Annotated in this window: 12 protein-coding genes; 3 read left to right on the forward strand and 9 right to left on the reverse strand. The window is 44.0% G+C overall.

Features of this window, described 5'->3' with window-relative positions:
• Positions 1 to 146: 146 nt before the first annotated feature.
• Complete coding sequence (gene htpG / locus FTU95_RS12985) at positions 147 to 2,066, forward strand: molecular chaperone HtpG (RefSeq protein WP_180078710.1); 1,920 nt, start codon at positions 147 to 149, stop codon at positions 2,064 to 2,066.
• 428 nt (positions 2,067 to 2,494) lie between these two features.
• Here the strand turns inward: htpG and FTU95_RS12990 are convergent, their stop codons facing one another.
• The 4 genes from FTU95_RS12990 to FTU95_RS13005 form a co-directional block, all read right to left on the reverse strand.
• Positions 2,495 to 3,616 carry a hypothetical protein gene (locus FTU95_RS12990; RefSeq protein ID WP_005095296.1) on the reverse strand — a complete coding sequence of 374 codons (1,122 nt, stop codon included), beginning with the start codon at positions 3,614 to 3,616 and terminating at the stop codon, positions 2,495 to 2,497.
• Positions 3,617 to 3,708: 92 nt separating this feature from the next.
• Positions 3,709 to 5,103 carry a hypothetical protein gene (locus FTU95_RS12995; RefSeq protein WP_005095298.1) on the reverse strand — a complete coding sequence of 465 codons (1,395 nt, stop codon included), beginning with the start codon at positions 5,101 to 5,103 and terminating at the stop codon, positions 3,709 to 3,711.
• 9 nt (positions 5,104 to 5,112) lie between these two features.
• Complete coding sequence (locus FTU95_RS13000; RefSeq protein ID WP_005095300.1) at positions 5,113 to 5,292, reverse strand: hypothetical protein; 180 nt, start codon at positions 5,290 to 5,292, stop codon at positions 5,113 to 5,115.
• A 267-nt stretch (positions 5,293 to 5,559) separates the two neighbouring features.
• Complete coding sequence (locus tag FTU95_RS13005; RefSeq protein ID WP_171063334.1) at positions 5,560 to 5,727, reverse strand: hypothetical protein; 168 nt, start codon at positions 5,725 to 5,727, stop codon at positions 5,560 to 5,562.
• Between the two features lie 400 nt (positions 5,728 to 6,127).
• Between FTU95_RS13005 and FTU95_RS13010 the strand changes: the two genes are divergently transcribed.
• Positions 6,128 to 6,328, forward strand: a complete 201-nt coding sequence (locus FTU95_RS13010; protein WP_005095303.1) for a dodecin family protein — start codon at positions 6,128 to 6,130, stop codon at positions 6,326 to 6,328.
• 109 nt (positions 6,329 to 6,437) lie between these two features.
• Here FTU95_RS13010 and FTU95_RS13015 read toward each other — a convergent pair whose 3' ends face one another.
• The 4 genes from FTU95_RS13015 to ompR form a co-directional block, all read right to left on the reverse strand.
• Entirely contained in the window at positions 6,438 to 7,088 is a 651-nt protein-coding gene (locus FTU95_RS13015; RefSeq protein WP_180078712.1) for a DsbA family oxidoreductase, read from the reverse strand.
• Between the two features lie 229 nt (positions 7,089 to 7,317).
• A complete protein-coding gene (locus FTU95_RS13020) occupies positions 7,318 to 8,835 on the reverse strand; it encodes an acetyl-CoA hydrolase/transferase family protein (protein ID WP_005095307.1) in 1,518 nt (505 codons plus the stop codon).
• Between the two features lie 205 nt (positions 8,836 to 9,040).
• Positions 9,041 to 10,501 (reverse strand): ATP-binding protein, encoded by a 1,461-nt coding sequence (locus FTU95_RS13025; RefSeq protein ID WP_100329320.1) that lies wholly within the window; start codon positions 10,499 to 10,501, stop codon positions 9,041 to 9,043.
• A 259-nt stretch (positions 10,502 to 10,760) separates the two neighbouring features.
• Entirely contained in the window at positions 10,761 to 11,525 is a 765-nt protein-coding gene (gene ompR / locus FTU95_RS13030) for a two-component system response regulator OmpR (protein WP_004278590.1), read from the reverse strand.
• 336 nt (positions 11,526 to 11,861) lie between these two features.
• Between ompR and FTU95_RS13035 the strand changes: the two genes are divergently transcribed.
• A complete protein-coding gene (locus FTU95_RS13035) occupies positions 11,862 to 14,216 on the forward strand; it encodes a Tex family protein (protein WP_180078714.1) in 2,355 nt (784 codons plus the stop codon).
• Positions 14,217 to 14,270: 54 nt separating this feature from the next.
• On the opposite strand, the gene FTU95_RS13040 is transcribed toward FTU95_RS13035, so the two are convergent.
• On the reverse strand, positions 14,271 to 14,588 hold the full coding sequence (locus FTU95_RS13040; protein ID WP_180078716.1) for a hypothetical protein: 318 nt from the start codon (positions 14,586 to 14,588) through the stop codon (positions 14,271 to 14,273).
• Between the last annotated feature and the right edge of the window lie 29 nt (positions 14,589 to 14,617).

Here is a 14,617-nt window from a genome sequence, read left to right on the forward strand (position 1 = left end):
GTCTGGCAAAGATTAAAACCCTGCCAGATCAAGTGCTCAAAAATATCTTGTGAAAAAATATACCACTGACTATTGAAAATTGAGGAACTCACTCCATTCATATAGGCAACAGTATTGACCTGTATTTAAAATAAAAGGAGTGATTAATGAGCGAGTCTAACGCACAAAAACATAGTTTCCAGGCTGAAGTGGCTCAGTTACTACATCTCGTGACCCATTCGCTTTATTCAAACCCTGAAATTTTTCTGCGCGAACTGATTTCGAATGCCTCGGATGCTTGTGACAAATTGCGTTTTGAAGGGATCAATCATCCCGAATTTTATGAAAATGATCCGGATTTACGTGTTCGTGTCAGCCTTGATGCAGAGAATAAGACCATTACCATTTCAGATAACGGAATTGGTCTAAGCGAACAGGAAGCTATTGATAATTTAGGCACCGTTGCCAAATCGGGCACCAAAGACTTTATGTCTAAACTGACCGGTGACCAGAAGGCCGATGCCCAGCTGATTGGCCAGTTTGGGGTCGGTTTCTATTCCGGTTTTATTGTGGCAGACAAGATCACGGTAGAATCACGTCGTGCCGGTGCAGATGCATCTGAAGGCATACGCTGGATCAGTGGTGGTACTGGTGAATTTGAAGTTGAACAAATTCAAAAAGCAGGTCGTGGTACCGATATTATTCTGCATCTGCGTGACGATGCGCTGGACTATTTGCAAAGCCATAAAGTCAAACAGATCATCAATAAATACTCAGACCACATCAGCCTGCCAATCCAGATGCAAAAAGAAGTCTGGCAGGAAGAAGAAGCAGCTGAAGGGGAAACACCGAAAGGTGGCCAGTATGTCAAGACTGATGAGTGGGAAGCGATTAACTCGGCCAGCGCACTCTGGACACGGAGCAAGTCTGAAATTACTGAAGAACAATATGTCGAGTTCTACAAAAACTTAAGCCATGATTTCACGGCGCCATTGGCCTGGGCGCATAACCGGGTGGAAGGCAGTACTGAATATACCCAGTTATTGTATATTCCAAGCAAAGCCCCACATGACATTTTCACCCGTGAATCAAAAGCCGGTATCAAGCTGTATGTGAAACGCGTCTTTATTATGGATGATGCGGATAACCTGATTCCGAATTACCTGCGTTTTGTACAAGGCGTGGTAGACAGTGCGGATTTACCACTGAACGTCAGCCGTGAGTTGCTGCAAGAAAGCCGCGATGTGAAAACCATTCGTGACGGGAATGCCCGCCGTATCCTGACGATTCTGGATCATCTGGCCAAATCTGAAGATGAAAAAGATCAGGAAAAATTCAAGACTTTCCATCAGGAATTTGCTTCAGTCTTGAAAGAAGGCCTAGGCGAAGATTTTGCCAACCGTGAACGTATTTTGAAACTGCTGCGTTATGCAACCTCGAACAATGATGAAGTCAGCACGTCATTGGCAGACTATAAAGCACGCATGAAAGACGGTCAGAAAGCCATCTATTATGTGACTGCAGACAGCCTGAATGCTGCAAAGAATTCACCGCAGTTAGAACTGTTCAAGAAAAAAGGCATTGAAGTTCTGCTCATGACCGAACGCGTAGATGAATGGGCGATGAACTTTGTGAATGAGTTCGATGGCACGCCGTTGCAAAACGTGTCTAAGGGTGCAGTTGATTTGGGCGATCTTCAGGATGCTGAAGAGAAAAAAGCACTTGAAGAAGCCGCAGCCCAGTTTAAACCGGTGGTCGAGAAGCTGACTGATTCACTCAAAGACAAGACCAAAGAAGTGCGCGTGACTACGCGTCTGGTCGATTCACCGGCCTGTCTGGTGACTGGAGAAGGGGAACTATCTCCACAATTAATCCGTATGCTGAAAGATGCAGGTCAGCCTGTACCGGATATGAAGCCGATTCTGGAAATCAACCCGGAACATCCTTTGGTGAAAAAACTGGATGGCTCAGCGCAGTTTGACGATCTGGCCAATGTGATCTTTGATCAGGCGGTGATTGCAGAAGGTGGATTACCAGAAAATCCTGCTGAGTATGTGAAGCGTATCAATAGCTTGTTGCTTGCTTAACACATGATGCTCTAAGCTAAAAAATCCCTCTACGGAGTAATGCCAGTCAGTTAAGGAATTGACTGGCATTTTCTTTTTCAAATTCATGATTATATCTGATAGATAGAAAAGTCATCCGCAACTGTTTGAGGCATGAGGTGTATTGCACCACAAGATTTAAAAATGATTGTTTCTGCGACAAATTTACTAATCGATGGTGGCTGACGAGTTTTGCGGTGAGGAGTGTTGCTCCGCAAGATGCCTTCCTTGCGAAGCTTCGCTTATCATTTGGGCGAAACCAAAGTAACAAATAATTTACAAGAATTTGATTTATGACATTAATACTCCGCCGTGAATGACTAAAAAATTAAAGAGTCTATTTCTAAACTCTTTAACTGGTCAGCATTACCTCTACGGAGGGATTTTTTAGCTTTGCACCGCGCTTGAGTTTAAAACAATGCCTCTAAACGCACCAAAGCACCAACATAGTGATCACGATCTTCGCGATGATCATTCAGATAGTTGAGGTCGGTCTGGACAAAAAACCATTCACGTAAAAAAGGCTGTCTCCAGGACACATACGGTCCCCAGCGATTCAGACGCAGATCCTTGTCATTTAGATAACCGCCAGTATAAATACCATAGCTAAAACGGTTGTCCTGAAAAAACTGATGTTGCCTAAAGGTATAGTTGTCCCAGGTCAGATCATCATCTTGATCATCTGCATAGGTCAGACTGAGCTGATTGGAAAAAAATGCCTGATTGGGACGGGCATGGATCAGTTCCAGATTGGTACGCAAATAGTTTTCACTTTGAATCCCGTAGCGATAAATCTGTTCGGCATGAAAAAAGTAGTCATTTTCCAGTGTCCAATCTTTACTGGCTTTGACGCGCAGGTAAATATCATCTCCGGAGCGTAAACCCAGATCCAGATCGGTTTCAAAAGGAATCCGGTCTGACCATTCCGACCAGCGTAAGGCGAATGAGCTGTTATCCTGGCGTGCGCGCTTGGTATCGAGACGCTTATCTCCAGATGTTGCCGGATTTTCATTGGTAATCGCGACATTACTGTCTAATTCATTGTCCAGACTGTCATCACCGAAGACCAGACTCAGCTTTTGTTCTAAGGTGGGAAGTTTGATTCTGCCACGGATACGGGGCTTAATCTCATAGCCCTCATATTCATCCCAGCGATTATCCAAAATGACACGCAGTGTGGCGGCAGCCGGCTGATCCGGATCAGTTTCACCAAACCAGTTATCAATTTTATGCGCAGTACGATCTGCCCATTCTCGGATGCTTTTCTGTTTCTGATCGGCCCATGAATGATTTTCCGTTTCTAGCGTTGGCGGGACGATGGCGGTATTCGACTGCTCTGGAAGAATGGTTGGTGTTGCATCAATCAAACGCGGAATTTGATCCAGAAGTCCTGAACGTGCCGGCTCAACACTCTCCGAGTTTTTTTCCTGGTCTGAAGAAGCATCTTTTACTGAATTTGCCCAAGACATGCTACTGCTGATTCCCATGCCAAGAGAGAGCAGGAAGATCTGAGTAATTCGATTTATTTGCATGAGATATTTATTACTCTTGTATTCTTTTATTCAGCTGTAGTTTTCTTAAATATAGCGATAAAAAGCAAGTTAAAGCTACAAAATAACAGCAATTATTCAATGATTTGAGTCTGAATTGCCTGATAAAGCTCCATGACCTGAATGGGTTGCGACATCATTAAAATAATCGTGTGAATTTTTTGCCAGTTTAGCTGTTGATCACGTTGCAGCAAGATAGATGGATAGGCCAGTTCATCCTCTGCGAGAGACAGGCGTTTTTCACCATGAATCACGCGTATTCGCTGATGTTCTTGCAATAAGAGTATCGGTGTAGAGAAATCCGCAAGGGCTTCCTCAAATGAGATAAATTTTTGTTTCTGAATCGAATCTGCCGGAATATAAGGATAATAATCGGGTTGTGTCCAGACTATTTCTGCTTGTTGCAAATAGGCTTTTGACAACAGATGCAATTGCGTGAAACCTGTACTTAATTGAGGCCACGACAGCGATTTAATCGCAGCAGCCTGATACTGATGCTGACTCAACCAATGCTCAATACAATAGTGCGCCTGTAATTGACTTGATGCACCCAAAAGCATCAGATATTTAATAAACTGGCCTTGCAGATTCAGCTGCTCCACCAAATAAACTTGGCGTGCCTGCCAGTGATCTTCTGCGGCATAATACAGCACAATATCCAGATAGGCTGGATGCCCGACATCAGGTTCCAATTCTAAAGCACAAAGCCGCTGGAGATTGGTATCTTCCGGAGTCAAAGGCTGAACCTGCGCAATCACGTCTCCCAGTTGAATCTCGGTGGGAAAATCGATCACTTCTGGGACAATAATTTTTTCCTGCACAATCGCAGTTTCAGTGGGTAATGGATGATCTAGATACTCAGACGTGGCCTGTATCTGAATGTGTGGTTCATCTGAATGATTTAAGCTTAATGAGTTGATTTTTGCTTTTTGTCGGCCACGATGATATCGAGTTGTTGCCGCCGCTTTTAAGCTGGCTTCTGCTTCATTCAGGGATAAGGCCGGTACAGTCAATGGAGGAGCCGCTTGCAGACCGGTTGTCAATTGTTGCTGTGACAGCCAGATAGAACATTGTTGTAACTCATTCCATTCACTGTTTAGTGCAGGATGCTTCGGTGCCGGAATTAGCCAGACCTGCCAGCCACGCTCAGGATGATGTAGAATTGCCCAGCCTATATCTGGCTGGGTATACAGTGCCTTTTCCAGAGCTGGAATTTCAGTGAAATAACCACAAAAACTTAGATGATAGGGGGTACTGGCGGAAAATTGATAGGCAGCAAGTTCAGGCTGGGTCTGGGCTTTAAACGCTAAAATCTGATTTTTAAAAATAGGTTCATCACAAAGATTAAAGATATCACGAATTCTTTTTTTGAAACGGGCCACGTCGTACAGAGGTAGAGCCTGATGCTCCAGTTGCTGGATCAATTCATGTAATTCCTTGACTAAGTGTGCTTTTTTTAAAGCGTTCATTTTATATCTCTAGATATGTTTTAGCGCTTTATCCAAAGTTTGGGCCAGCACCATATTCAGCGCCAACTCGATTAATTTGTATTCAGCAGAATGAGGATCTGTATGGCGTTCTGCCATTTCAATCAGAAAATCAATAGAAATGGACTGAGGTGAAATTTTGCCCTGCACCAATGCCTGAAGTCTGTTCATAACAATGCTTTTGTATTATCAGTATTTTTATATTGCTACAATTATATGCGTAGATCACATGAAATAGTGATTTATTTTAACTGTTTTATATTTATAAACTAGTAAATTTAATGACAAAAAAGCGATCAATATCAATGGAAAATAACAAAATATGAAATGATCGATAATTTTTAAAATACAGATTTTCTTCAGAGAGCAGCTAAATTAAATCGATATAAAAAAACAGGCTGAATCAATCAGCCTGTTTGCATAAAAACTTGTTGGGTATTAAGCAGTTTTTTCAGTTGCCGGCGTTGCAGTTTCTGTATTTACAGTTTCAGCAGGTGCTTTGCTTGCCGGAAAGTCTGGCAGATAAACCACTTGTGCCATTTGCGCTGATGCTTGAACAGAAAAAGCCATAACAGTTGCTGCGAAAGCAAATTTAAGAGCATTCATGGGACGACCTTTAATATCAGGGTGTTCAACAACTTGAACAGAGGGGAGAGTATTTAAACTTGATTCGGGTGAAATCATAGCAAATAAGGCTGAATAGAAAATGATAGATTCGGCAAAAGCAGCACCTAAAAATTAGAAAAATTATTCTACAAAACAATATATTAGTGTATTTGCTCTAGTCTGGGTTTCGGCTGTTTACGGGGCTTTTATGGTTGTTAGTCACAATGGAAATTTGAATATCATGAACTGCCAAAATAAGGTCAACAGATTTTCATCTGCTCAGATGAAAGCTTTGTTCAATCCATGTAAGTTTTTGCTGTCGCTTGTTTACGCGCTGCTGCAATCCTGTGGGAATGAACTAAGATGGATTTTCATTCATGTTTACAATGAGAGTTTCATTATGGCAATTGCAAAAGTGGTGGAAGTTAATTCAAGCAGTACGAAAAGCTTTGAAGATGCGATTCAAACCGGTATTCAAAAAGTCACAGAAACCATCAAAAATGTACAAGGTGCCTGGATCAATGAACAGAAGGTGGTCATCAAAGAAAATAAAATCACGGAATATCGTGTAAATTTAAAAATTAGTTTTCTGGTCGACTAAGTCAATGAGTGTAAATGACAGGCAAAAAACATCCCCATCTGAAATGGGGATGTTTTTATAAATTTTCTGAGTTCGATTGCCTAGGCGTATTGCAACTCTCTGTTGAGTATTATTCAGCCGGATTTTCTGCTACAGTCTCCAGCGCTTTCTCAAAAACCTGCAAGAATACGTCTTTAGGCTGCGCGCCTGCCAAGGCCACACGTTGATCAAAAACAAAGAAAGGTACACCAGTCACTTTGAGCTGATCCTGTGCCACTTCCTGATCGAATTTGACAAAATCAGAAAATTCATTAGAGTCCAGTAAGTCATCGACCTCGACCGGATTCAGGCCAATACGTGCTGCGACATCTTCTAGTGTTTCACGCTCTCCAATGGCCAAGCCTTGCGTCATATAGCTATAGAAGAAAGCTTCCTGTGCATCAGTACCCAAACCTTTGCTTTGTGCCAGATGAATAATACGATGCGCATTGAAAGTATTGCCTGAGTTGGCACCTTCCCAGTTAAATTCAATGCCTTCAGCTTTGGCCATCTCGGCAATATTACGCTGCATTTCTTCGACTTCAGCTACGCTACGACCATATTTTTGTGCCAGACGCTCAGAATTGGACACTTCCTGGCGCACTGGTGCTTCAGGGTCGAGCTGGTAACTGTGCCAATGCACTTCAAGTTCAATGCCTGCTTCTTGTGCAGCTGCTTCTAAACGTTTTTTACCAATATAGCAGAAGGGGCAAACCACATCTGACCAGATATCTACGCGCATGTCATGTCTCTAATTTACTCTTGTGTTTAAGTATGAGGGTGAAGAATCAGAATTTAAAGTCCTTGAGCATCAGAAGGGGATTTCTACAGCATATTGGCAGCATGAAGATTGGACGAGAATATGAATGATAGCCTGATGATTTTGTCCAGAGAGTCTACTTATGGCTATTCAACAAAGATAAAAATCCCATAAAAAAACGCCCCGTAGGGCGTTTTTCGAATGCAGTCAATTATGCAGTTTTTACTGCAGCTTCAACAGCCAGCATGTGACCATTTTCTTCGAAGTTTGAATGCCAAGACAGCGCTTCACGAAGCAGATGAGGTGTATGGCCGCCTTTTGCAGAAGCACGGTCAAAGTAATCATTCAGGGCATCACGATACATTGGGTGTGCACAGTGATCAATCACTGCACGGGCACGCTCACGTGGCGCTAAACCACGAAGATCTGCCAGACCTTGTTCAGTTACTAGAATGTCTACATCGTGTTCTGCATGGTCGATATGTGAAGCAAACGGTACTACAGAAGAGATGTCGCCACCTTTCGCAATAGATTTGGTCACGAAGATCGCCAGGTGTGCATTACGTGCGAAGTCACCTGAACCACCAATACCGTTCATCATTTTGGTACCGCAGACGTGAGTCGAGTTCACATTACCGTAAATATCAAACTCAAGTGCCGTGTTGATACCGATAATACCTAAACGACGTACCAGTTCAGGATGGTTCGAAATTTCCTGTGGACGTAATACCAGTTTGTCTTTGTATTGTTCCAGGTTGTTAAATACTTTCTCGCCATATTTAGCAGACAGGGTAATCGAAGAACCTGAAGCAAACTTCATTTTGCCTGCATCAATCAATTCAAAGGTACAGTCTTGTAGTACTTCTGAGTACATGATCAAGTCTTCGAAGTTCGAATCTTTCAGACCGGTCAATACTGCGTTGGCAATTGAGCCAATCCCCGCCTGTAATGGACCTAAGTTTTTCGGTAGACGCTCTTCAGCCACTTCTTTTTCAAAGAAAGCGATCAAATGATTGGCGATGCTTTGCGTCTCATCATCTGGGGCAGTCACTGTAGATGGTGAGTCGTGCAAGTCATTGTTGAATACGATACCGACAATTTTTGCTGGATCGATGTTGATCGCATGTGTCCCGATACGCTCATCCACTTGAGTCAAAGGAATCGCTTGACGCGTTGGACGGTATGACGGGATATAGATATCGTGTAAGCCTTCAAATGCCGGGCTTAAGTTGGTATTGATTTCTACAATTACTTTTTCAGCAAAGATTGCAAAGCTTGCAGAGTTACCTACAGATGTGGTTGGAATGATGCCGCCATCTTCAGTGATTGCAACCGCTTCAATGATCGCAACATCTGGTTTTTTCAGCTGTTGGTTACGCATTTGTTCAACAGTTTCAGACAAATGCTGGTCGATGAACATCACTTCGCCGTTGTTGATCGCCTTACGTAAAGTGTTGTCGACCTGGAACGGTAAACGACGTGCCAGTACGCCAGCTTCAGTCAGTTGTTTGTCTAGATCGTTTCCTAGTGATGCACCAGTAATTAACGTGATCTTTAATGGATTTGCTTTTGCTTGTTGAACTAAAGCTAAAGGAACCGCCTTCGCTTCACCCGCGCGAGTAAAGCCACTCATACCCACAGTCATGCCATCTTTGATGAATTCAGCCGCTTGTTCTGGACTGATGACTTTGTTGTGTAGGGAGGCTAAACGGATACGATCTAAAGACATTTTAACTCTCATTAATTCTTAAACTATGAGACGGATTGTACCGCTCAAAAAATGTATTGTGCATAGGTGTTAGGCTAAGGTCTAATTTTTTAGCTAAATGTAGGTATAATAAAAAATGATGATTTTTAAGTGATTGAATTAATGAAATATAAAATGAATTGTATAGAAAAACTACAAAATCATTTGCTCACTGACTGATCGTTTCTTAAAAGCGATCAGTCAGTGTTTGGCGGATTTTATCAAGTGTGGTGGCTGGGGGAGGCGTCTCTGGGTTAAGCTGATTCAAGGGGAGTGAGATGATGGCTTCAAGTCCACCTTCAGGGCGATTATGAATGCGTAATTGACCTTGATGAATATCGACAATCCGTTTCACAATGGCCAGTCCCAAGCCACTGCCTTGGACGGTTCGTGCTGAATTTCCCCGTACAAAAGGCTGCATCAGCGCTTCAATCTGATCTTCCGGAATGCCTTCGCCATGATCTGCAACACAAATTAACAGCTGGTTTTCCTCGACATGTGCAGAGATTTCAATCGGTTCTGAACCATAGCGTTTCGAGTTATTGATCAGGTTGCCAATCAGTCTTTTTAGCGACATGCTGCGCGCCTGAATCAACGGTATTTCTTGCGGACTGAAACGGATGTCGAGCGGTTTAAACTGCTTGACCAGTTCCTGAAGCAATACATTGACATTGGTGTCCTGTGGTTCTTCATCGGAACCATCACGCATATAGGAAATGAACTGATCCAGAATCGCGTCCATATCTTCCACATCATAAATCAGACCTTCTTTGAGAAAGTCTTCATCGGGCATCATTTCGGCACTGAGACGAATCCGCGTTAAAGGCGTGCGCAAGTCATGTGAAATGCCGGCCAGCATGATGCGGCGTTCCCGCTCGGTCTGGTCCAAGGTATAAATCATCTGGTTAAAGGCATGATTGACCTGACGGATTTCCAGTGGGCCATGATTGGTGTCCAGATAGGGTGCTGAACCGATGCGGCTATAACTGTTGGCGGCATTCTGCAAGCGGCGTAAAGGACGGTTCAGCTGACGCACCAGGGTCAGGATAATAATACCGACAATAATCGGCGTGCCCAGTAACCAGCCCAGAATCAGCTCATTACTGTAATTGGCATAGGTCTTTAAAGGCTCTTGCACCCAGTGACCATTCATTTCAGGGGTCTGAATCCAGATGCGCGGGCTTGGTTTAAACTGGAAATAGACCGTGGCCTCTTCAATACGTAGTTCTTTGGCCAGCTTGGTTTCGATCTGCCGGGTAAAAAATTCTGCAATCACTTTTTCCCGAACAGTGGGATACTCTGCCGGATTGGTCACATATTCAATACCAACGCGGTTTTTTAACCAGGTATCAATATCGACTTCCTGCTGTTTATGATACAGGCGTAGATCGGGATTATTGAGAATTTCCAGTTCCATGGCCAGATAGCGCGCATGTTGCTGGATTTCAGGTAAAAATAAGGTACGCCAGAAGAACCACAAAGACATGAACAGGCTGAAACAGACCACAAAGACCACCAGAACTGTGGTACGCATGGCGGCAGAACGTGGTTTGATCTTATCCAGAAAGCGTTCCCCACGGGTGCGTTTTTTTTCTGAGTAGGTAACAAAATCGGTAAATTTTTGTGGGTCGATGGGGTCGAGTTTCACACTGCGTCCTTTTGCTCAAAAGGGGAGGCTTCCCCCGTAGTTGGATACACGTTAAGGTCATCCGCAACTGTTTGAGGCAAGACTTAAGATGATCAATGATGTTTCTGCGAGAGAATTGCTTGAATGACGGAGGTTGTCGAGTTTTGCGGATGACAATGGTTTTGCTTACTTTTGTCGAAACAAAAGTAAGGCGAACCGCAGGTTAAACCCTATAAATGAGCTTAAACCATCAGACTCCGTCATGAATCAAGGTATTAATTTACTCCGCACCATCCGGAACAAACACATAACCCACACCCCAAACGGTCTGGATATAACGCGCACGCGCCGGATTTTCTTCAACCAGACGGCGTAAACGTGACACCTGAACATCAATCGAACGTTCCATGGCACCCCATTCACGACCACGTGCCAGATTCATCAGCTTGTCACGGGTGAGCGGTTCGCGTGGATGCTGAACCAGAGCTTTCAATACCGCAAACTCACCTGTGGTTAAAGTCACGACTTGACCTTCACGGGTCAATGTACGGGTTGATAAATCCAGTGACCAGGGGCCAAATGAGACCACTTCCATTTGCTGGCTCGGTGCACCCGGTACTTCACGCACTTGACGACGCAATACCGCACGAATACGCGCCAGCAATTCATTCGGATTAAACGGTTTAGGCAGGTAATCGTCCGCACCGGCTTCAAGCCCTGCAATACGGTCAGAATCGCTGCCGCGCGCGGTCAGCATAATAATGGGCGTATCGATATTGGATTGGCGTAAACGACGACAGATACTTAAACCGTCTTCGACCGGAAGCATAAAGTCGAGCACGATCAGAGAAAACAGTTCCCGCTGTAAAAGTCGATCCATCTGCGTGGCATCGTGTGCAGTTTTCACCACAAAGCCTTTATCTTCGAGAAAACGTTGCAATAGGGTACGCAGACGAACATCATCATCAACAACCAAGATGCGTTCGACTCGGTCTGTTTCGGTATGTACGGCATCGGCTTTTTCAGCAGGTACAACTAAACTCATGAGATGCTCCTTTATTCTTTATTGTCGTCATAAACAAAAAATGAAATATGCTTTGAGTATACGATTCATTGATATTAATTGACTATGCTCTAAAGCACCAAATATTGCAGTTAAAATCAAGACATAGATACCAAATATATACATCTAAATGGACAAAAAATATGATTTGGAGCAACATAAAAAGCAAAGTTCATGCAAACTATATTCAGAAAAGCTGAAAACTGTCGCACTTCATAATATAAAGTTGAGACAAATTAATAAAAACAATGGTGGATTTTATAGGCCCGGTCTTTATAATCATGCCATTTAGTACTTATCCTTGTGGGATCAAACACGATGACTGACTTAGTTCAGCAGTTGGCAAAAGAACTTGCCGTACGTCCAAACCAAGTTGAAGCTGCCATCAAGCTTATTGATGAAGGTGCCAGTGTTCCTTTTATTGCACGTTACCGTAAAGAAGTAACGCAAGGCTTAGACGATACGCAATTACGTCAACTCGATACGCGTCTATCATACTTGCGTGATTTGTATGAGCGCCGTGACAAGGTGATTGAATCACTCAAAGAACAAGATAAATTGTCTGATGATTTGTTGGCGCGTGTGAATGCAGCTGAAACCAAAAATGCATTAGAAGAAATTTACGCACCGTACCGTCCAAAACGTACCAGTAAATCATTTAAGGCCAAGGAAGCCGGTTTAGGCCCAATCGCCGAGAAAATTTTTGCTGAAGCGGTAGATCCAAGCGACGCATTGGCCGGTTTTAGCCATGACGATTATCCAGATACTGAAAGCCAGCTTGATGCGATCCAGCACATCCTGATTGATGACTGGGCACAAAATATCGCGCTGACCACTGAACTGAAAGCCACTTTTGCCAAAACTGCAGTGCTGAGAAGTTTGGTTGCTTCTGAAGAAAAGAAAGAAGTCGGTAAAAAATTCCGTGATTATTTCGATTTCTCTGAAAACCTGAACAAAGTGCCTTCACATCGTTTATTGGCGATGCTGCGTGGCCGTCAAGAAAACGTTCTGGGCCTGAAAGTGGATGGCGAAGATGCTGCACCATTGGCACGCATTGAGACTGAATACAATTTAGAAACGATTCAGCCGCAAGCACGTCAGGACTTCTTGAAGCAAACTGCAAAACTGTTCTGGCTTGGCAAAGTGCGTCCAAGCATTGAACACTCATTGCTGACTGAAAAACGTCTGGCTGCTGAAACAGAAGCCATGAACGTATTTGCTGAAAACTTGCGTCATTTACTGCTTTCTGCTCCTGCAGGCGCGCGCACCACTCTGGGCGTTGACCCGGGTATCCGTACCGGTGTGAAACTGGCTGTGGTGAATGCATCGGGTGATGTGCTGGCACACAGCACGATTTATCCATTTGCACCCAAAGATGATAAAGCAGGTTCATTGGCTGAACTGGCACGTTTATGCCGCGAGTTCAATGTTGACCTGATTGCAGTGGGTAATGGAACGGCAAGCCGTGAAACTGAAGCTTTAGTGGCTGAAATGATGGCGGCGAATAGCGATCTTAAACTGACGCGTGTATCTGTGTCTGAAGCAGGTGCGTCGGTGTATTCAGCATCAGAACTGGCTTCTCAAGAACTGCCAGAGCTGGATGTGTCGATTCGTGGTGCAGTGTCAATTGCACGCCGTTTACAGGATCCATTGGCTGAACTGGTAAAAATCGATCCGAAATCGATAGGTGTGGGTCAGTATCAACATGATGTGAATCAGACTGGTCTGGCGAAAACCCTTGAAGCAGTGGTAGAGGACTGTGTGAACTCGGTGGGTGTCGATGTCAACACGGCATCTGCGGCGATTTTGGGTTATATCGCAGGTCTGAATAAATCGATTGCACAGCAAATTGTGGAATTCCGTAAGGAAAATGGCCGTTTTGATAATCGCCAGTCCTTGAAGAAAGTGCCACGTTTAGGCGAGCGTACTTTTGAGCAGGCAGCAGGCTTCTTGCGTATTCAAGATGGTTCTGAGCCATTAGATGCATCTGCAGTGCATCCAGAATCTTATGCACTTGTATCTAAAATTGTTGAAGCGAAAGCGACGACAGTGAAAGATATCATTGGCAATACTGAAATCATTCGTCAGGTCAATGCTGAAGAATTTGCAGATGAGAAGTTCGGTCTGCCAACTATCAAAGATGTTTTAAGCGAACTGGAAAAACCGGGTCGTGACCCGCGTCCAGAATTCCGTACGGCGAAGTTCCGTGATGACATTACTGAAGTTGCGCAATTGTCTGAAGGCATGCAGCTTGAAGGTGTGGTGACCAATGTCACTAACTTCGGTGCATTTGTCGATGTCGGTGTGCATCAAGACGGTTTGGTACATATTTCTGAACTTGCCAATGAATTTGTCGCGGATCCGCATAAAGTGGTGAAACCGGGTCAAATCGTGCAAGTGCGGGTCTTGAATGTGGATGCTGAACGTAATCGTGTGAACTTATCGATGCGTCCTGAAGGTTCTGAAGCGCCGGCAAAAGCACCACGTCAGCCACGTCGTGAAAACAATGAACAGCGCGGTGAGCGTAAGCCTCAAGGCAAACGTCCACAGCAAGCGCGTCCGCAAGGTGAGCGTCCTCAGGGCAAGAAACCGCAAGCGGCTAAACCCCAAGAGCAAAAAATTGGTGGTTTGGGTGCATTGCTACTTCAAGCAGGCATTAAAGGTTCAAAGTAATCTTTAATTGCTAAAAGAAAACCTCCCATCGGGAGGTTTTTTTATATCTGATTTTTATGAATTGATCATCGGTACAATCCAGCTGGTAATAATCAGCAAAATACCCAGATGCCCCATTTTTCGTGTCACATAAACCAGTTTCGACGGTGGCTGTTCCAGTCGTTTGGCATATTCTTCCATGCTAATGCCTGCTTTGGTTTTACTGCTAAATAAAAACACGCCCAAGTCAATACAGATCAGAATCGTACCAATATCAGCGACCAGCTCCATCAGGACAAAATCTTGGTTATACAGCGAGATGCTCACGCTATAAGTCAGATAGACGGCAAAGGCCAGACACAGGTATTGCAGGACCACTAAAAACTTCTGCATAAATCTCAACAGTTCACAAAATGAAGGCA

Source organism: Acinetobacter sp. YH12208 (assembly GCF_013418055.1).
GTDB classification, from domain to species: Bacteria; Pseudomonadota; Gammaproteobacteria; order Pseudomonadales; family Moraxellaceae; genus Acinetobacter; species Acinetobacter pseudolwoffii.